Genomic DNA, 19,913 nt, shown 5'->3' on the forward strand with positions numbered 1-19,913 from the left:
GAGGTGTATCACAATGAGTGAAAATATTATTATGCCAAAGCTTGGAATGACAATGAAAGAGGGAACAGTTGAAGAGTGGTTTAAATCAGAGGGTGACACCGTAAAACAAGGAGAGAGTATTGTTACAATAAGCTCTGAAAAATTAACCAACGATGTTGAAGTGCCGGCGAGTGGGACATTGTTAGAAATTAAAGTGCAAGCCGGAGAAGATGCAGAGGTTAAAGCGGTATTAGGTGTAATTGGAGAAGAAGGGGAAGCTATTGATAAAGATGAAGATGATTTAGCATCAGAAAAAGTAAAAGAAGACAACGAGCATGAAAAAGAAACGCAAGAAGTTAAAGATACATCACAACAATCTTACGATAATAAAGATAATTCGCCTAAAAGCGCATCACGAGAAAGAATCTTTATCTCACCGCTCGCACGTAATATGGCTGAGGATAAAGGATTAGACATTAACAAGATAAAAGGCACAGGCGGTAATCATCGTATTACAAAACTAGATATTCAACGTGTTGAAGCAAATGGATACGACTATGCTAGTGATACGACATCTAATGAAGATACAAGTCATGTTCCAACACATACTGTTGATACAAGTGCGATTGGTGAAGGATTGAATCCTATGCGTCAACGTATTGCTCAAAATATGAGACAAAGTCTTAATAATACTGCTCAATTAACATTACATCGTAAGGTTGATGCGGATCGCTTGCTAGATTTCAAAGACAGATTAGCTACGGAACTTAAACAAGCAGATCAAGATGTTAAATTAAATGTTACTGCATTATTAGCTAAAGCAGTAGTCCTTGCACTTAAAGAATATGGAGCAATGAATGCACGTTATGAACAAGGCGAATTAACTGAGTATGAAGATGTCCATTTAGGAATCGCAACGTCTCTAGACGAAGGCCTTATGGTGCCAGTGATTAATCATGCAGATACAAAAAGTATCGGTACTTTAGCCCATGAAATTAAATCATCAGCTGAGGCTATTCGGGAAGGAAACACAGGAGCAGTGCAATTAGAGGGAGCAACATTTACAATTACTAATATGGGTGCTAGTGGTATAGAATACTTTACACCAATTTTAAATTTAGGTGAAACAGGTATTCTAGGTGTTGGTGCTTTAACTAAAGAAGTCGTGCTAGAAGCGGATAACATTAAACAAGTTTCAAAAATTCCTTTAAGTCTGACATTTGATCATCAAATTTTAGATGGTGCAGGTGCGGCCGATTTTCTTAAAGTACTAGCTAAATATATCGAAAACCCTTATTTATTAATGTTATAGATAGTGACAATGAATGGGATAACAACATTGAACAATTTTGTTATCCCGCTTTCATTTAATTTCAAAATAATGATTGATAGAGCACTGATAAAAATCATTAAGAGATTTTTTTACCTATTAATAGATAGTTGTAATATTTAATGAAATATTATATGTTGAGTGTAGCAACACATTATCATTTTATATTAGGAGTGTGATACATTATGAAAAGGTTTGCAAAAGCATTTGTCGTAAGTGGTATTACTTTAGGTGCAATTTTAGGTTTAAATGTAACAGAGCATAATGGTGTATCTAATGAAGCAAAGGCACAAACAGCACACAGTTACTGGTATAAATATAATGGTTATACTGCATCGGGTGGCGACTTTGTACTTAGCAATTCATTTTATCGAGGTTTAAAAGCTGGAAACGTTACATTTAATGGTATTAAGGTAAATCAAAAATATGAATCTAAGACTGCTACTAAAAAAATATACGATCAGACATTTCAACAAATTAACGGAAATAAAGCAAACAACGTACAATTTAAAATTGCTTCCAGAACTGTTACTTTAGATCAAATTAAACAAAAGTATGGAAAAAATTATAATTATCAGCCGCCATTATCTAAAAACAAAACAAGTAAGACAGATGGCTTGTACGGTTATCAAGTCGGAAAAGGAAACATCGTTTTTCACGTTAAAGATGGGTATGTTACAAGTGCTACATTGTCATAAATGATTATATATAGCAAATTAAAAAAGAGAATATTATTTTAAAACATAGATAAACGGGAGTGGGACAACGAATTCAATATGAATTCTGTCCCGCTCCCGTTGTGTCATAGTTCAAAAGAATAATGAAGAAAGTGAATAATAGCGCTACTCAATTAAAGCTGCTTTACTGATTTTCTTGTTCATCCTGTTTTTCACGCTCTTCTAATGAAATAGAGTAATCTTTTTCATCATCAATTGATGTCATTTTAAAATGATGGATGGGTTCTCTTTTTAAAGCCCTCATGAGTGAGAATATCATTAGTAATAAAATGATAGAGAATGGTAGACCTGTAATGACTGATGCAGTTTGTAAACTTTTAAGACCACCTGCAATTGTCATAGCAACTGAAATCGCCCCAATAAGCAGACCCCATAAGACTTTATGTTTTAAAGATGGATTGATAGCACCACCTGTAGCCATCCCTGCAACAATATGCGTAGTTGAATCAGCACTTGTTACAATAAAGATGAAAATAAGTACAATGGCTAAGGAACTAGTGACTTCCGACAATGGAAAATGTGATAATAATTCAAACAAGGCAACAGAATAATCTTTATCGACAATATGAACAAGCTTGTCGTTATGATTTAAAGCAAGCTTAATAGCTGTACCGCCAAAACCTGCAATCCATGTAAACGAAATTAGAGGAGGGATAATGAGTACACCTACGACAAATTCTCTAATTGTACGTCCTCGAGATACTCTTGCTACAAAGCCACCAATAAAAGGTGACCACGAAATTACCCAAGCCCAATAGAAAACAGTCCACTGTTGAATCCAACTATCATCGCCTGAGTATGGATTTACGCGTAAACTATATTCTATAAAATGCTGCAAATAGTCAGAGATAGCTAGTGTATATGATTCTAAAATAAATTTTAAATCTCCAAAAATCAAAATAAATATAAGTAAAATAGCACCTAATAAAATATTTAAATTACTTAACCATTTTACACCGTGATTTAAGCCAGTTAATGAAGAGCCTAAAAATATGGCTACCATTAAAATAGTAATTAAGATTTTAGTGAAATTATTATTAGGAACATCAAAGAGATGGTTTAATCCACCACCAATTTGCATAATTCCCAAACCAATCGACGTAGCAATTCCCATGACGGTTGCAATAATTGCTAATATATCAATAATATTCCTGAACGGACGCTTATAAGCTTCACCAAAAACGGGTTCCATAGCTGTTGAAATAAGTCCGTTACGTTGTTTTCTAAATTGAAAGTATGCAACGATTAATCCTGAAATAGCAAAAATTGACCATTGTGAAATACCCCAATGGAAGAATGTATATCCCATCGCGACACGTGCTGATTCTTCAGAGTGATCTGCAATTTTTCCTGGGAAGGGTGAATGGAGATAATGCGTTAAAGGTTCGGCAACCCCCCAAAAGACTATACCAACGCCAAGGCCTGCTGAAAATAACATGCCAATCCAAGATAGCATGGAAAATTCTGGTTCTTCTTCATCCGAACCAAGTTTAAATCGACCATATCTAGAAAAAGCTAAGAATATTAAAAATACATCCAAAACAAAGACAATGATAAGGAATAACCAACCAAACCAATTTGTAATCCAATCATAAATGCTCTGCGCATACATCCCAAATGCTTTAGGAAAGATACCCGCAATAAGAGTAATAACAACAATAATTAAAACTGAGATAGTATAAACAAGCGTATTGTTTATTTTTCGTTTGTTTTTCATTTTAATATTTTTATTCATCCCTTTTTAACTTGCAAAGTATTTGTTTAAAGTATACAGATAATTGGAAATATTTTCAAAAATACTTTTTGTATTTAAAATGATTTGATAAAAAAAGAGATTTTGATTTAGAGAAGTCTGTTGTATATGATAAAAGTATGATATTAAAGAGATGGGTGACAAAATGTATAAATATTTAAAAAGAAATCGATTCTCAACACAGACTTCAATTATAAAAAATGATGCTCAGCAACCTGTTGGTATGATATCGAAAGTGTATAAAAATTTTATTCAAAAATGTATTGGTTATTTAACCTTAGGTTTAAAATTAAATCAATATGAGATATGTGATGTGAATAATAATAGTGTAGCTTATATTAAGGTATCGCGATATATGGAGAAAAAACATTTTAAAGTAGAATATCGTGATTCAAAAGGTAGGCAGTGTGAAGCGTTATTTGATAAGCAAAGTAATGGTTATGAGGAGACGTATGGAATATTAAAAATTGACGGTATAATATTAAATATTCATGCTAATGAGAAACATCATACTACTATCAAAGATATAAAGCGAGATACACAAATTGCGAGTTGGAAACAAATTGGTGATTATGCTTATGCAGAAGGGAATGATAGGCTATTTAAAGAACATCAATTACTCTATATTCTTATCATGCACGCTTTTGCTAATACATATGTGAGCAAACGTCAAACGAGCTTGATGTTCCCAGGGCCACCTGTTTAAAGTACATACAGAATGATTAGTGAACTAAGAGACTATTGGATTTCTCCTAATGCAATCTTGTTATCTTCAACGAAGTCGATAGATTTGATTGCTTCAGTTAATCCTTTTACGATATCTTCAACGGACAATGAAGGTTGTTGAGAATGATTAATTGTTTGCTCAGGAATCAAAGGCACGTGTATAAATCCAAATAATAAGTCAGGGTAAAAATGGTCTGCCATATATCCAAGTTGATATAAGATATGATTACATACAAATGTTCCAGCGGAATTAGATAGTCTGCTAGGGAGACCAGCCTTTTGAATTGCCATTGTCATTCTTTTGATAGGTAAATTAGAAAAATAAGCGGGTGCGCCATCGTGACGTATAACTTGATCAATAGGTTGGTGTCCTTGATTATCTTTAATACGTGCGTCATCTATATTTATACCTACACGCTCAGGAGTGATTTCACTACGACCACCTGCTTGTCCGATAGCTAGAGCAACATCATAATTTTTAGATTTTAACACTTTAGCAATCACATTCGCAGAGCCATGAAATACTGTAGGAAGTATCAATCGATCAATTTTATGACAGCCAATTTTAGTTTCCAGATGGCTAACAACCTCAAGTGCAGAATTAATTTTTTCATCTCCAAATGGTTCAAATGCTGTGACTAATATTTCCATGCAGACACTCCTTAAGTAAACTTATTATGTTATTTATTTTAAAACTATCAGTGACATAAATGATATCAATATTTGCCATTTTACGTATTCTTTATGTCAAAAAACAGGGTTAAAAGTTATTATAGATATTTAAATCATATAAAATACGCCTTTATATGTGAAATGTTAAACTCACAATAAAGGCGTGTTTGAATTATGCATGTGTGTGTTCAGGCACATCTTTGAAATTGTTTAAACGACGTTGCCATTCTTCATTGCTAATATGATGACGGGCAACGTAGCGATTGCGCTCATGTTTTGCGCAATCATACGAACATGCACCTAAATATTTTTCTTCATTTTCTTCAGAAACAAGAATTTGTTTATTACATTCAGGGTTTGCACAATTAATATAACGTTCACAAGGTGTACCATCAAAATGTTCTTTGCCGATGACTGTTTTATCAATTTGATTCACATCGACACTTATACGTTCATCAAATACATACATCTTACCATCCCAATATTGCCCTTTAGTTTCAGGGTCTTTACCGTATGTAGCAATACCACCATGCAACTGACCTACGTTTTCAAATCCTTCTTTTACTAACCAACCAGAAAATTTTTCACAACGAATGCCACCTGTACAATATGTGACAATATTTTTTCCGTCGAGTTGTTCTTTATTATTACGCACCCATTCAGGTAAGTCACGGAATCGTGTTATATCAGGACGAATAGCTCCGCGGAAATGTCCTAAATCGTATTCATAATCATTTCGAGCGTCTAATATAACAGTATTTTCATCTTCTAGTGCGGCTTTAAATTCTTTAGGAGAATAGTATTTACCGGTAATTTCACGTGGATTAATATCTTCTTCTAAGTCGAGTGCAACAATTTCACGTCTTGGACGCACGTGCATCTTTTTAAACGCATGACTTTCAGCTTCATCAATTTTAAAAGTTAAATCAGCAAAACGACTATCTGCATGCATATGCTCTATATATTTATCAGTATCTTCTTTAGTTCCAGATAATGTTCCATTAATGCCTTCCGTTGAAACTAGTATTCTTCCTTTTAAATGCTGTTCCTTACAAAATTTCAAATGTTCGGCTGCAAAAGTTTCAGGGTCATCTATAGTTACATATTTATAATAAAGTAGTACTCTATAATCCATAAATCTGTGCTCCTCTTTAGTCAATTTTAGTTAATTTAAAAGTATTTGAAGTTATATAAAAAAATTGATAGTGATTGAAGTTTAAAAATTAGACATTTTAATATTGTATCAAAATGAGAATTACTTTCAATAAGATAGCCTATAAATCCGTCATTTGACCGATATAAGATGTTATTGTTTTTATATATGAATAAAAGTGTAGTTGTGTAGCTATAATGACATTTAATATAAATTTTTATAAAATGAGAATAAAGTCACTGAATAAAGAGAGGGATCCAATTGATGGCAAATCAAAAATTACCAACATTAAAATATACTGGTAAATCAGAAAGTGCAGTGCCAATTGTGTCAGAAAGTGAATTACAAACGGTAACAGCAGAGCCGTGGGTGAAAATTTCAGATAAAGGGTTACAACTAGAAGGACTTAATTTTAATCGCGAAGGTCAGTTATTCTTATTAGACGTGTTTGAAGGGAATATTTTTAAAGTTAATCCTGCGACCAAGGAGGTTACAACAGAATTTCAGTCTGTTAAAGATAATCCGGCAGCGATTAAAGTACATAAAGATGGCCGTTTATTTATCTGTTATCTAGGTGATTTTAAGACAACTGGAGGCATATTTGCGACAACAGAAAATGGTGAACAAATAGAAGAAATTATTTCTGATTTAAATACAGAATATTGTATTGATGACATGGTTTTTGACAGTAAAGGCGGATTTTATTTCACTGATTTTAGAGGGTATTCTACACAACCTTTGGGTGGTGTTTACTATGTAGATCCAGACTTTAAGAAGGTTACGCCAATTATTCAAAATATTTCTGTGGCGAATGGTATTGCTTTAAGTACGGATGAAAAAGTACTATGGGTAACTGAAACTACAACTAATCGACTTCACCGAATCACATTAGAGGATGATGGTGTGACTATTGCACCATTTGGAGCAACAATACCATATTATTTTACAGGTCATGAAGGACCGGATTCTTGTTGTATTGATAGTGATGATAATTTATATGTGGCTATGTATGGACAAGGACGTGTATTAGTTTTCAATAAGAGAGGTTATCCTATAGGTCAAATTTTAATGCCGGGACGTGATGATGGGAAGATGTTACGTACAACACATCCACAATTCATACCTGGTACAAATCAACTTATAATTTGTACTAATGATATTGAAAACCATTCAGAAGGTGGGGCTATGCTTTATACAGTTAATGGCTTTGCTAAAGGATATGAGAGTTATCAATTTCAATAAATTCTTAAAAAAGCGTATGGAATAAGTTGTTTTGTATAAATAAAGGAAGTAGAACAAAGGTCGAATAAAACTTTATGTTTCTCACTCGTATAGCTCAATTTGAAAATTTGATATAACTCATTGTATTTTTTTATTAATGCAACGATTGTCCATAAATAAATATGCCTGAGACATTGAATGTGTCCCAGGCATTTATAATATGTGTTACTTTATTTTACTGTTAAAGATAAAAAGCTTAAGAAAATTTTCTATAACAAATCGTTTAATTCTCGATACTAAATTCTGCTGATGCTTCAAATTTTACGTTTTTACCTAACATCACGCCACCAGTTTCTAAAGCTTGGTTGAAATTAATACCATATTTTTCGCGGTTAATTGTTCCACTAACGATAAAACCAGTGACTTGTTGTCCATTCATTGGATTCTTACTTACACCATTAAATTCAACATCAAATGTCTCTTCATGAGTTTCACCTTTAATTGTCAAATCTCCAACTACTTGATCTTCGTTGATTTCTTTAGTTACAAATGTCATTTTATCGTTGTCTTCTGTACCGAAGAAATCGTTTGATCTTAAATGATTGTCTCTGTCCTCATTTTGAGTGTCAATTGAACTTGGAATAATAGTAGCTGTTGCTTTTAGTGAAGTTAAATCATTAATATCTCCATCTAATTGAACATCAAATTGTTTAAATGTTCCTTTTACTTGAGACACCATAAGATGTTTAATTTTAAACTGAATATCACTGTGAACTTGATCAAAGTTAAATTTTGTCATTATTATAACCCCTTCTCTCTTTATTACAATAGTTATGTTTCTTGTATTTATATTCTAGATACAGTAAGATGACTTATCAATTTTTTTGCTCTCATTAAATTTACGGATTTTTAACCCCTTTTTTAGTGTGTTTATAATACTAGATTTGTTAAAAAGAAATGAAGTATACATAAAAGAATGATGATATTTTGCAATCAACAGTAAATTTATCCTCCAGAAAAAATGTTGTAAAATTTTATTTTAAAATAAAAAAGAACATGTGATTGTTAATTTGAGGTTGCTCATAGAGAGAATTATTGAAGTATAAATTAAGAATATTTCATTTAATACTGAAGTAAGACAACGTATATCTCAAAAAATAATTAAGCACATATACTTTCATTTGACATTGCTATTAGAAGAAAGTAACATGACATTAAATCGTAATTTTTACGATTTAAGAATGATATAGAGATGATGGTTGGATGAATATAAGATGGACACATCCGTCCCTGTCTATTTTATTTGAAGTGCAAACAAAGTGAAAATTCTTCAATACCTCATATAACACATCAATTGACCATCATCTATTATATTGTTCTTTTTATGTTTAGTTTCCTTTTATTTCTAACTCTTTTTATTTTCACTCGTCTTAGGACGAGTGTTTTTTTATAGTAGAGTGATGAAATTGTTGAAGATTCTGTTCAATTATATTCTGAAATTAAATCAACTCATAAGCTTTCTCGTATCTATGATGACTTGCAACATGGAATTTTAAATAACCTTTAGTACAATGGATATATTTATATATAGAGTGCATGGGTTAAACGACGTCTTTAAAAATGTATAATGAGATGATATTTGAGTTTGTTTTTATAAAAAGAGAGACAAGCTTATTTTTTATATAGAAATAGTGTTTATAAAAAGTGAATTGAGAAGGAATCGTGTGAATAGTTATTTTAACTCATTGAGTTTTAAAACATGGACAATTCATAAATTTTGTTGTATCGCTGATTTGTTAGATATCTACTGTGATAGATACTTAAGTCGCTAAGAAAAAAATAAAAAATCCTCCAACGAAGTTGGCTCGACTTCGTTGGAGGTATCAGGGGTAGGGGTTAATTTTGTTTCTAAATTTATTTACTCTAATTTAATATTAATTAAGGTTTTGAGGATAGGGGAGAAATATTTTATATTTATTTATTTTCTCTTCATCATTTTTATATTTTACAGGGAAAGTATTTTATTTAGATTCGTAATAATTTAATTCTAAATCTTTAGATGTTTGTTTACGAGTTGCTCTCATTAACTTAACATCATCGATAAGAGATTTACCATATGATGGGATCATTTTTTGTAATTTTGGAGTCCAATCTTTTTCATACTCAGCAAAGTTTTTCTCTAAAACTTCTAGGGCTACTGATACTGAAGTTGATGCTCCAGGTGATTCACCTAATAATGCGATAACAGAGTGGTCTTTAGAGTTAACAACTTCTGTACCAAATTGAATGAATCCTTTACCGTGTTCTTTAGTATCTTTGATAACTTGAACACGTTTGCCTGCAGTGTATAATTGCCAATCTTCGTCACGAGCTTCAGGGTAGAACGTGCGTAGATGGTTCATACAACCTTCTTTAGTCATTAATACTTGGTCGATAGAGTATTTGATTAAAGGTAAGTTTTTAACTGCAGATGCAAGTAATGTTGTAATGTTATAAGGTTTAACTGATTTGAATAAGTCTAAGTTAGAACCGTTTCTTAAGAATTTAGGGCCAATATTTGCAAATGGTCCAAATAATAATGTTCTTTCACCATCGATATAACGTGTATCTAAGTGTGGTACAGTCATTGGAGGTGTGCCTGGTGGTTCTTTACCATATACTTTGACGTCATGTTCATTAATGACATCAGGGTTTGTACAAATTAAGAACTGACCACTGATAGGGAATCCACCAAGATGTTTACTTTCTGGGATACCAGTTTTTTGTAATAGTGGAATAGCGCCACCGCCTGCACCGATAAATACATAATCAGCTAGAACAGTTTCAACGTCTCCAGAATTACGGTTTTTAACTTTAACTTCCCAAATACCGTCTTTACGACGATTGAAATTAATTACTTCGTGGTTGTATTGAACATCAGCATTTGGATGTTTTTCAATACTTTTTGCCATTTTACGAGTCAATTCGCCGTAGTTAACATCTGTACCTTCGTCGATTTTACTAGCCGCCATGATTTCGTTACCAGTACGACCTGTCATCATTAATGGCATCCATTTTCTCATTTCTTCGATATCTTCTGTATATTCGATGTTATCGAACATAGGGAAGTTACGCATTGCTTCGTAACGGTTTTTTAAGAATTTAACGTTATTTTTACCTCTTACGAAACTAATGTGAGGAAGTGGATTAATGAAATCTCTAGGGTTACTGATGTTACCACTTTTTACTAAGTGACCCCAGAATTGTTTTGAAATCTCGAATTGTTCGTTGATTTCTTTGGCTTTTTCTATATCAATTGAACCATCAGGTTGTTGTACTGTATAGTTCAATTCACATAACGCCGCATGTCCTGTACCGGCATTGTTTCTTTCGTTAGAACTTTCAATACCTGGACGATCTAAGCGTTCATAGAGTTTGATGTTCCAATTAGGTTCTAATTCTTTAATCATAGAACCAAATGTCGTACTTAAGACACCAGCGCCAATAATAACAACATTTTTTGACTCTTTATTAGCCATTTTTTGCTCACCTTTCTTTGGTTTAAGAATTCGTGCAAAAATAATTAAATTATTGCGCTGATTCCTATTATAAGACGATAGGCTATATAACAAAAATACATATTTATAATACTACCTATTCCATTTTGTAATATTTTGGACACAATATGATCATTGATTAGACACATTTACTAGTGAACAAGTATAAATATAAGGTGAACTATAGTGTCAAAATGGGATGTTAGGTGAAATTTTTAGGTGAGACTGACGTAAGTCTAAATATAATATATACTCTTCTCAATAGTGAAAAGAGTGCGTAAACAATATTAAGTTATCTACAATTGAATAATTTATTGGAAAGAGGGATGTAGATGTTAGAAACACATAGATTAAAGCTAGTGAAGCCTAATTTGAGTTATACAGATGAACTTTATCAATTGCATACAAATAAAGTAGCTACAAAGTATACACCTAAAGGTATTCATCAGAATAAAGTAGCAACCCGAGATTTTATTAAAGGATGGATGAGGCATTGGGATGAATATCAATTTGGTTACTTCATTTTAATGATGAGAGATAATCAAGAAGTAGTGGGAATAGCAGGATTTGAGTATCGTACAATTCATCAACAACAATTTCTTAATGCGTATTATAGAATCTTTCCATCGTATACTGGTGTTGGTTTAGCTTTTGAGTCGATGGAGGAGATTGCTCGTCATTTAGAAAAGCATGATACTATAACACCAAAAATAATTCGAACAAATCAATATAATACAAATTCTATTAAATTAGCACAAAGACTCGGATATAATTATGATGCTAACTGGGACGATGTAATTAATAAAGGAGATCGTTGTTTTTTTAACGTACAAGCGTTGGATAATAACTAAAACTATAAGCATGATGAATTCGTAGTTTTTATGAGTAATTAAAAATGAAGGAATGATTAACTTCAAATTGGTAGATTTAAGCTATCTATATTAATTTGAAAAAGTTTAGAGTCTGCAGCACATTTAATATATGTGGCAGACTCAATTAAATTAGTGACCTTTGTGCTTTTCATGCGCCTTTTTTCTTTTTAACATTCTTTTGTATTGTCTGTGTCGTTCTTTTTCTAATCGCTGAAGTTTTTTACTTTTTAGCTTATTCAATTCTTGTTCTTCTTTAATCGCTTGTTGGGCAAATGTAGTTAAATTGGTCTCTTTTTGTTCTTTAGCGATTTTACGTTGCAAACGTTTTGGATTAATTTTTTTATGCTTTTGAATAGGTTTCTTCTTGCCCTGTGTTTGATTTAATAAAGGAATAAGTTTAAAAGTTATCAATCGTAACACTGTTTCATCGCTAGGTTCATTACCAAATGTAACTTTTAGATATTTATGAATGCAGCCTTCTTGGTATTCAACGACACCTACAAAAAATTGACCATCATGAAAAATAGATAATTTCATAGATAAGTCCCTCCTCAATTTAAAATTGAAATGATGGACGACCTGAGGAGGAAGGTTACTGACAAATATAAGTGATTTGCATTGGGACTACCAACCCAATTGTGTTTTTACATTTCTTTATATAGTATTACATAAACGACAATATTGATAAATCATAAAATACTATTTTGTTTCTGAAAATATAAAATGTGTTTTTGTATGACCATAATATTGGATTTCGTTGATGAGTGTTTCGACTTCGCTCATCTTTTTAAAATGCGCTTTAAATATAAAACAACTATCTCCAGAAATTCTATAGCAAAAATCAACATTGGTTTGAACTGAAATAAATGCTTTGAAATCTTTATATAGGTTATTTTTTATAGTTACTTCTATTAAAACATTAATATCGAAACCTAATGCATCGTAATTAATATCGATTGTATATCGCTCAATGATTTTCGAATCAATAAGTTTATAGATTCGTTCTCGAACAGAAGGTGTAGATAAATTTACTTCCTTTCCAATTTCAGAAAGCGATAGCTTACTATTTTGCTCAAGTAAGTGTAGAATTTTTTGATTTGTTAGGTCCAATGGGAAAATCTCCTTATTATTAATAAGTAAACTATAAATTTACTTTAATTATAACATTCATCACTGATGTTTGATTAATTAAAATAAATAAGAGGTGATTAGATGGCTATAATTAACTTATCTCATCGTGGTGATACTTCTTTTGACAAACTTCTCGGACATCTCCCTAGTGTTCAAGAAAAATGGAATGCATTAGAAGATATATTAAAAAATGAGGGTCAATTATCTGTTGATTTAAAAGAAGAAATCAGGAAAATATTAGCTCAAAACAGTGGTTGTCTATACTGCAAATCTAAAGGAAAACCCAATAAGAAATTTACCGATGAAAAATCTTTAGTTTGCATAGGTTTTGTTGATGTTTATGTGTCACAAAAGGGACAGGTTCCACAATCTACAATACAGGTTTTAACAAAGACACTGACTGATTTAGAGATTGTAGAATTGTTAGCATTCGTATCATTTACCCACTGTCAACAAGAATTTGGTGCCATGATGAATTTACAACCTAGCAATAATTAAAAATTTAATACTGATCAATAATATATGCCTCTTGTAAAGTATTATTTACTTCGCAAGAGGTTTTTATTTTAATTAAAAATTGATAATTAAAGACTTAGATATATTTCATTATAAAAGAAAGAATTTTCAGAAAAATACTTGTCAGATAACTTGTAACATGTTAGTGTATTACTACATTTTTACTTTAGTGTATTATCGAACTAAAGAATGCAGCGTGAGGGAGGGGTGGCGTAAGTATGAACAATACCATTATTTCAATGAAAGAAAAGGAATTACGTTTTTTAAAGTTTTTTCATCAACAAAAGTATAATGTTGTAGATTTTAACTTAATTGAAGAATTGGATTGGCGACGATTGACTCACGAGGATTTGCAACAAATGGATGAAAGAAGCTTTTGGCAACAAAATAAATCTATCTATGCATTAAGAAATGATTTTACTGATCAATTATTCAGATATTATTCGAACTATCCAACACATTTTAAAAAAGTAGCTTATGCAGGGGATATTATCAGAGATAACAGAGTTATAAAGCAAGTCGGCATCGAGAACTACGAGCCACAATTTGATAAAATCACTCAAAATTTCTTAGATTTCCAATATTTTATTCAAAACGTACTTCATGATGATATTCAATTTGTCATTTTAGGTCACTATCAATTGATTGATGCACTTTTAGAGAAAAATCATCAAACTAGAGAAGTTATGGAGATGATAGAAGAACGCAATTTATCAGGGCTTATTCAAACACTAACTTTCAATCATCCCATCATTCAAATTCTTAAAGAGAACACATTAAACCAACTTAAAATATTATCTCATTATTTACCTGAGCAACATCCTGCAATGGGGGCAATTCAATCTTGGGCACAATGGTTTACTGATCATGGGATGACTGAAATCCACCTTGACGTAACTGCACAAGCGCCTAGATCTTATTACAAAGGTATTTTTATAAAATGTCATCTTAAAAATACTACTCATAGCGTTTTGACAGGTGGTTATTATCACGGTTCACTAGAAGGTTTTGGTTTAGGATTAACACTTTAATTATAAAAGGTGAGGTGGAACGCCATGTTACGAGTTGCATTAGCAAAGGGTCGTTTATTAGAGAGTTTTATCGAATATTTACAACAAGTTAATCAGATAGATATTGCAACTGTACTTTTAAATAGACAACGACAGTTATTGCTTACAGTCGACAACATTGAAATGATTTTAGTTAAAGGAAGCGATGTTCCCACTTATGTAGAACAAGGTATTGCTGATGTAGGAATTGTGGGAAGTGATATTCTGAATGGTCAAAAATATAATATTAATAAATTACTCGATTTGCCATTTGGTAAATGTCATTTTGCGTTGGCGGCAAAGCCAGAAACATCTTGCTATAAAAAAGTAGCAACGAGCTATGTACATACCGCTACTCAATTCTTCAATAAAGAAGGTATGGATGTAGAAGTGATTCACCTTAACGGTTCAGTTGAATTGTCATGTGTAGTGGATATGGTTGATGCTATTGTAGATATTGTACAAACTGGTTCTACGCTTACAGCTAACGGGCTCGTTGAGAAAAAGTATATCAGTGAAATTAACGCTAAGTTAATTACAAATAAAGAATCATATTTTAAGCAATCATCTGAAATAGAGAGACTAATCAAGCAGTTGGGAGTGTCTATTAGCTATGCTTAGCGCACAACAATTTTTAAAAGAATTTAATAATGTTGAATCTCTAGATGAATCTTTGTACGAGATAGTGAGTCAGATTTGTGAAGAAGTTAAATTACAGGGAGATAAAGCTTTAAAAAATTATAATTTACAATTTGATCAAGTGGAAACTGAGAATCTTGAATTAGAGCAAAGCCAACTAAAAAATGCATACGACATGCTAGATAATAAAACACGAGATGCATTAGAGCAAAGCTATCAGAGAATTAAAGTGTATCAAGAAAATATTAAGGTGAAACAGGAATCATCTCAACAAACTGAATGTTATGAACGATATCATCCTATCGAACGAGTAGGTATTTACGTGCCGGGAGGTAAGGCTAGCTATCCGTCTACGGTATTAATGACTGCAACACTTGCTCAAGTAGCAGGTGTTAATGAGATTACTGTTGTTACCCCACCTCAAAATAACGGTATATGTCAAGAGGTGTTAGCCGCTTGTTACATTACAGGCGTTCATCATGTTTATCAAGTCGGTGGAGCACAAAGTGTTGCAGCACTAACTTATGGCACGGAAACTATAAAAAAAGTCGACAAAATTGTAGGTCCAGGAAATCAATATGTTGCTTATGCCAAAAAGTTTGTATTCGGTCAAGTAGGCATAGACCAAATCGCAGGACCGACAGAAATAGCCTTGATTATAGACGAAAGTGCTGACTTAGACGCAATCGTTTATGACGTATTTGCACAAGCAGAGCATGATGAAATGGCTTGTACTTATGTGATTAGTGAAAATGAAAAGGTACTTAATCAATTGAACACTATAATACAAGAGAAGCTTCAATATGTTGAACGGCAAGATATCATATCACAAAGTATTACTAATCATCATTATCTAATATTAGCTCAAGATATTGAAGAAGCATGTTTAATTATGAACACGATTGCACCTGAACATGCATCTATTCAAACTCGAGCACCTGAAAGGTATATAGATAAAGTTAAATATGTTGGCGCACTTTTTTTAGGACACTTTTCTCCTGAAGTTATTGGGGACTATGTGGCAGGTCCTAGTCATGTACTCCCTACTAATCAAACAGCTAGATTTACAAATGGACTTTCTGTAAATGACTTTATGACAAGACATTCAGTCATTCATTTGTCACAAAAAACATTTAACGAAGTAGCAGAATCAGCTGAGCACATTGCACATATAGAATCTTTATTTAATCATGAAAAATCGATTCACGTACGCCGAAAAGGATAGCTTATTATGATATCTGTTAATAAAAATGAATGCGTATGTTCGTTAATCTATTGCTACAGAAGAACAGCTTCTTCTACTGGAAAAAATAGTGAAGAAATGGAGCGTATGTTATGAACTATCAAATCAAAAGAAACACTGAAGAAACTCAGCTTAATATTTCGTTGGCTAATAACGGAACACAATCTCATATTAATACTGGTGTAGGATTTTTGGATCATATGTTAACGCTATTTACTTTTCATAGTGGATTAACTTTATCTATTGAGGCCACTGGTGATACGTATGTTGATGATCATCATATAACTGAAGATATAGGTATAGTTATTGGACAATTACTTCTTGAATTAGTTAAGACTCAACAAAGTTTTACAAGATATGGTTGCTCATATGTACCCATGGATGAAGCGCTTGCTCGAACAGTAGTGGACATTAGTGGTCGTCCATATTTCTCATTTAATAGCAAGTTGAGCGCTCAAAAGGTAGGAACTTTTGACACTGAACTAGTTGAAGAATTTTTTAGAGCATTAGTAATTAATGCGCGATTAACCGTTCACATTGACTTATTAAGAGGTGGAAATACACATCATGAGATTGAGGCAATATTTAAATCTTTTGCAAGAGCATTAAAGATTTCTCTTGCACAAAATGAAGATGGACGTATTCCATCGTCTAAAGGAGTAATTGAATGATTGCGATTATTGATTATGGATTGGGAAACATAAATAACATCACTCGAGCGATTCAACATTTAGGATATGATGTGATTTTGACATGTGATGATAAAGATGTACAAAAAGCTGAAGCTATCGTACTTCCAGGTGTTGGACATTTTCGGGATGCGATGCATTCTATAGAAGAAAAAGACATCAAAGATATGCTTAAAAATATACATGATAAACCGATAATTGGAATATGTTTAGGTATGCAATTACTCTTTCAACATAGCGCAGAAGGTGACATTAGTGGATTGGAACTTGTCCCAGGAAATATAGTGCCAATCCAATCATCTCATCCTATTCCTCATTTGGGATGGAATGAATTAAAGAGTACACATCCTTTACTGCAAAGTGATGTGTATTTTGTTCATTCATATCAAGCAGAAATGTCAGAATATGTAGTGGCTTATGCTGACTATGGTACAAAGATTCCGGGAGTCATTCAATACCGAAATTATATCGGTATCCAGTTTCATCCAGAAAAAAGTGGAACGTATGGATTAGAGATTCTAAATCAAGCGCTTAAAGGAGGGTTTATTAATGATTGATTTATGGCCAGCTATTGATTTGATTAATTCAACAAGTGTTCGATTAACAGAAGGCAAATATGATTCAAAAGAAAAAATGGAAAAATCTGTAGAAGACAGTATCCGATTTTATAGTCAATTTAAATGTGTGAAACGTATACATATTGTAGATTTAATTGGGGCTAAAGCAAAAGAAGTAAAAGAATTCGACTACATCCGTTCCTTACGAAAGTTGACCACTAAGCCTATAGAAGTGGGTGGCGGCATTCGTTCAAAACAAACAATTGAAAATTATATTTATTCAGGAATAGACTATTGTATCGTAGGTACAAAAGGTATCCAAGACATAGAGTGGTTAACACATATGACACATCAATTTCCAAATAAACTCTACTTATCCGTAGATGCTTTTGGAGAGAAAATAAAGATTAATGGATGGGAAGAGGATGCCAAACTCAATTTATTTGATTATGTTGACCAAATTGAGCATTTACCTTTGGGTGGTGTAATTTATACCGATATTTCGAAAGATGGTAAACTTTCTGGGCCTAATTTTGATTTGACAGGTCGTCTCGCACTTTATACATCCTTGCCTGTGATTGCTTCAGGAGGTATTAGACATCAAGAGGACTTGTTTCGATTAGAATCGTTAAATGTTCATGCTGCTATTGTAGGAAAAGCAGCACATCTGGATAAATTCTGGGAGGGATTATCTTGATTAAAAAAAGAGTAATTCCATGTTTAGATGTTAAAGATGGACGCGTCGTAAAGGGTATCCAGTTCCAGTCATTAAGAGATATCGGTAATCCAGTTGATTTGGCTCTTTTTTATAATGAAGCCGGTGCAGATGAACTGGTCTTTCTTGATATTTCGAAGACGGAAGCAGGACATGATCTTATGATAGAAGTGATAGAAGCAACGGCAAAACAATTATTTATCCCTTTAACAGTAGGAGGAGGTATTCAAAATTTAGATGATATTACACAACTATTAAATCACGGAGCAGATAAAGTATCACTCAATTCAAGCGCTTTAAAACATCCAGAATTAATTCGACAAGCAAGTGAGAAATTTGGTCGTCAATGTATTTGTATTGCTATTGATAGCTTTTATGATAAAGACAGAAAGGATTATTTCTGTACTACGCACGGTGGTAAAAAATTAACTGATGTCAGAGTATATGATTGGGTACAAGAAGTAGAGCATTTAGGTGGCGGGGAATTACTTATAACTAGCATGCATCATGATGGAATGAAACAAGGTTTTGATATTGAACATTTAGCAAAAATTAAACAATTAGTTAATATTCCGATTATCGCCTCTGGGGGTGGAGGAAATGCACAACATTTTGTTGAACTGTTTCAACACACAGATGTTTCTGCAGGCTTAGCGGCAAGTATTTTACATGATCAAGAAACTACAGTGGCAGAAATTAAAGATAAAATGCGTGAAGGAGGTATCCTCGTGAGATGAATAAACCTATAGACTTTTCTAAAGGATTAGTACCAGTAATTTTGCAACATGCTCAAACGGATAGCGTATTAATGTTGGGATACATGAATGAAGAAGCTTATCGAAAAACTCTGAAAGAAAAGAAAGTAACCTTTTTCTCTAGATCTAAACAACGTTTGTGGACTAAAGGTGAAACTTCTGGTCATTTCCAACACGTTGAGAGTATTCATATAGATTGTGATCAAGATACAATCTTAATCAAAGTGATGCCACAAGGTCCTACATGTCACACTGGAAGTCTGAGTTGTTTTAATAGTGAATTTGCATCACGCTTTAAAATTCAAGCTTTAGCACAAACGATTCATCAAAGTGCTAAAGACAATCAATCTAACTCTTACACTCAATATTTGTTAAAGGAAGGCATCGAGAAAATATCTAAGAAATTTGGTGAAGAGGCATTTGAAGTTGTGATAGGTGCGATAAAACAAAATCGTGAAGAAGTTATTAATGAAACAGCAGATGTCATGTATCACCTTTTTGTGTTACTACATAGTTTAGATATTCCATTTTCAGAAGTAGAACAGGTACTAGCACATCGCCATCAAGAAAGAAATAATTTTAAAGGCGAGCGCAAAGAGGTTCGAAAATGGTAAAGTAGTATAATTTAGAATTTTAATTA

At 32.6% G+C, this 19,913-nt stretch carries 21 protein-coding genes; 14 read left to right on the forward strand and 7 right to left on the reverse strand.

Translation table 11 applies throughout. The annotated features are described in order from the left end of the window. Positions 1-13 precede the first annotated feature (13 nt). Entirely contained in the window at positions 14-1,291 is a 1,278-nt protein-coding gene (locus NST35_RS00930; protein ID WP_340747227.1) for a dihydrolipoamide acetyltransferase family protein, read from the forward strand. A gap of 203 nt (positions 1,292-1,494) precedes the next feature. Further along, complete coding sequence (isaB, locus tag NST35_RS00935) at positions 1,495-2,007, forward strand: immunodominant staphylococcal antigen IsaB family protein (protein ID WP_002458078.1); 513 nt, start codon at positions 1,495-1,497, stop codon at positions 2,005-2,007. Between the two features lie 163 nt (positions 2,008-2,170). Here isaB and NST35_RS00940 read toward each other — a convergent pair whose 3' ends face one another. After that, entirely contained in the window at positions 2,171-3,763 is a 1,593-nt protein-coding gene (locus NST35_RS00940) for a BCCT family transporter (RefSeq protein ID WP_002458077.1), read from the reverse strand. Between the two features lie 181 nt (positions 3,764-3,944). Between NST35_RS00940 and NST35_RS00945 the strand changes: the two genes are divergently transcribed. After that, complete coding sequence (locus NST35_RS00945) at positions 3,945-4,505, forward strand: tubby C-terminal domain-like protein (protein WP_002458076.1); 561 nt, start codon at positions 3,945-3,947, stop codon at positions 4,503-4,505. A gap of 32 nt (positions 4,506-4,537) precedes the next feature. Here NST35_RS00945 and pcp read toward each other — a convergent pair whose 3' ends face one another. Further along, the gene (gene pcp / locus NST35_RS00950; RefSeq protein ID WP_002458075.1) at positions 4,538-5,176 is read right to left on the reverse strand and encodes a pyroglutamyl-peptidase I; all 639 of its coding nucleotides are present in this window, start codon (positions 5,174-5,176) and stop codon (positions 4,538-4,540) included. A gap of 193 nt (positions 5,177-5,369) precedes the next feature. Further along, complete coding sequence (gene trhO / locus NST35_RS00955) at positions 5,370-6,332, reverse strand: oxygen-dependent tRNA uridine(34) hydroxylase TrhO (RefSeq protein WP_002458074.1); 963 nt, start codon at positions 6,330-6,332, stop codon at positions 5,370-5,372. 282 nt (positions 6,333-6,614) lie between these two features. Here trhO and NST35_RS00960 point away from each other — a divergent pair, with 282 nt between their 5' ends. Further along, a complete protein-coding gene (locus NST35_RS00960) occupies positions 6,615-7,592 on the forward strand; it encodes an SMP-30/gluconolactonase/LRE family protein (protein WP_002458073.1) in 978 nt (325 codons plus the stop codon). Positions 7,593-7,854: 262 nt separating this feature from the next. Here NST35_RS00960 and NST35_RS00965 read toward each other — a convergent pair whose 3' ends face one another. Continuing rightward, a complete protein-coding gene (locus tag NST35_RS00965) occupies positions 7,855-8,370 on the reverse strand; it encodes a YceI family protein (protein ID WP_002446907.1) in 516 nt (171 codons plus the stop codon). 1,222 nt (positions 8,371-9,592) lie between these two features. After that, complete coding sequence (gene lqo / locus NST35_RS00970) at positions 9,593-11,119, reverse strand: L-lactate dehydrogenase (quinone) (RefSeq protein WP_255296948.1); 1,527 nt, start codon at positions 11,117-11,119, stop codon at positions 9,593-9,595. A gap of 320 nt (positions 11,120-11,439) precedes the next feature. On the opposite strand from lqo, the gene NST35_RS00975 reads away from it, so the two are divergent. Next, positions 11,440-11,958: a GNAT family N-acetyltransferase gene (locus NST35_RS00975; RefSeq protein ID WP_002458071.1), complete on the forward strand. Its 519-nt coding sequence runs from the start codon at positions 11,440-11,442 to the stop codon at positions 11,956-11,958. Between the two features lie 150 nt (positions 11,959-12,108). Here NST35_RS00975 and NST35_RS00980 read toward each other — a convergent pair whose 3' ends face one another. Beyond that, positions 12,109-12,516: a YjdF family protein gene (locus NST35_RS00980; protein ID WP_002446910.1), complete on the reverse strand. Its 408-nt coding sequence runs from the start codon at positions 12,514-12,516 to the stop codon at positions 12,109-12,111. Between the two features lie 162 nt (positions 12,517-12,678). After that, the gene (locus NST35_RS00985; RefSeq protein ID WP_002458070.1) at positions 12,679-13,089 is read right to left on the reverse strand and encodes an Lrp/AsnC family transcriptional regulator; all 411 of its coding nucleotides are present in this window, start codon (positions 13,087-13,089) and stop codon (positions 12,679-12,681) included. 102 nt (positions 13,090-13,191) lie between these two features. Between NST35_RS00985 and NST35_RS00990 the strand changes: the two genes are divergently transcribed. The 9 genes from NST35_RS00990 to hisIE all read left to right on the forward strand — a co-directional run bounded on the left by NST35_RS00990 (position 13,192) and on the right by hisIE (position 19,887). Beyond that, positions 13,192-13,608 (forward strand): hypothetical protein, encoded by a 417-nt coding sequence (locus tag NST35_RS00990; protein WP_002458069.1) that lies wholly within the window; start codon positions 13,192-13,194, stop codon positions 13,606-13,608. Positions 13,609-13,844: 236 nt separating this feature from the next. Then, positions 13,845-14,657: an ATP phosphoribosyltransferase regulatory subunit gene (locus NST35_RS00995; protein ID WP_002458068.1), complete on the forward strand. Its 813-nt coding sequence runs from the start codon at positions 13,845-13,847 to the stop codon at positions 14,655-14,657. Positions 14,658-14,681: 24 nt separating this feature from the next. Next, complete coding sequence (gene hisG / locus NST35_RS01000) at positions 14,682-15,296, forward strand: ATP phosphoribosyltransferase (protein WP_002458067.1); 615 nt, start codon at positions 14,682-14,684, stop codon at positions 15,294-15,296. Next, on the forward strand, positions 15,289-16,539 hold the full coding sequence (gene hisD, locus NST35_RS01005; RefSeq protein ID WP_002458066.1) for a histidinol dehydrogenase: 1,251 nt from the start codon (positions 15,289-15,291) through the stop codon (positions 16,537-16,539). Before hisG ends, hisD begins: the two co-directional genes overlap by 8 nt. Before the next feature lie 110 nt (positions 16,540-16,649). Beyond that, complete coding sequence (hisB, locus tag NST35_RS01010; RefSeq protein WP_002446917.1) at positions 16,650-17,228, forward strand: imidazoleglycerol-phosphate dehydratase HisB; 579 nt, start codon at positions 16,650-16,652, stop codon at positions 17,226-17,228. After that, the gene (hisH, locus tag NST35_RS01015; protein WP_002490171.1) at positions 17,225-17,803 is read left to right on the forward strand and encodes an imidazole glycerol phosphate synthase subunit HisH; all 579 of its coding nucleotides are present in this window, start codon (positions 17,225-17,227) and stop codon (positions 17,801-17,803) included. Before hisB ends, hisH begins: the two co-directional genes overlap by 4 nt. Further along, entirely contained in the window at positions 17,796-18,500 is a 705-nt protein-coding gene (gene hisA, locus NST35_RS01020) for a 1-(5-phosphoribosyl)-5-((5-phosphoribosylamino)methylideneamino)imidazole-4-carboxamide isomerase (RefSeq protein WP_340747228.1), read from the forward strand. The genes hisH and hisA overlap by 8 nt, the downstream gene beginning before the upstream one ends. Then, complete coding sequence (gene hisF / locus NST35_RS01025; protein WP_002458065.1) at positions 18,497-19,255, forward strand: imidazole glycerol phosphate synthase subunit HisF; 759 nt, start codon at positions 18,497-18,499, stop codon at positions 19,253-19,255. Before hisA ends, hisF begins: the two co-directional genes overlap by 4 nt. Then, positions 19,252-19,887, forward strand: a complete 636-nt coding sequence (gene hisIE / locus NST35_RS01030; RefSeq protein ID WP_002490178.1) for a bifunctional phosphoribosyl-AMP cyclohydrolase/phosphoribosyl-ATP diphosphatase HisIE — start codon at positions 19,252-19,254, stop codon at positions 19,885-19,887. Before hisF ends, hisIE begins: the two co-directional genes overlap by 4 nt. The last annotated feature ends 26 nt before the right edge of the window (positions 19,888-19,913 follow it).

Origin of the sequence: Staphylococcus sp. FSL W8-0304, assembly GCF_038006565.1 — a bacterium.
Lineage (GTDB): Bacteria > Bacillota > Bacilli > Staphylococcales > Staphylococcaceae > Staphylococcus > Staphylococcus epidermidis.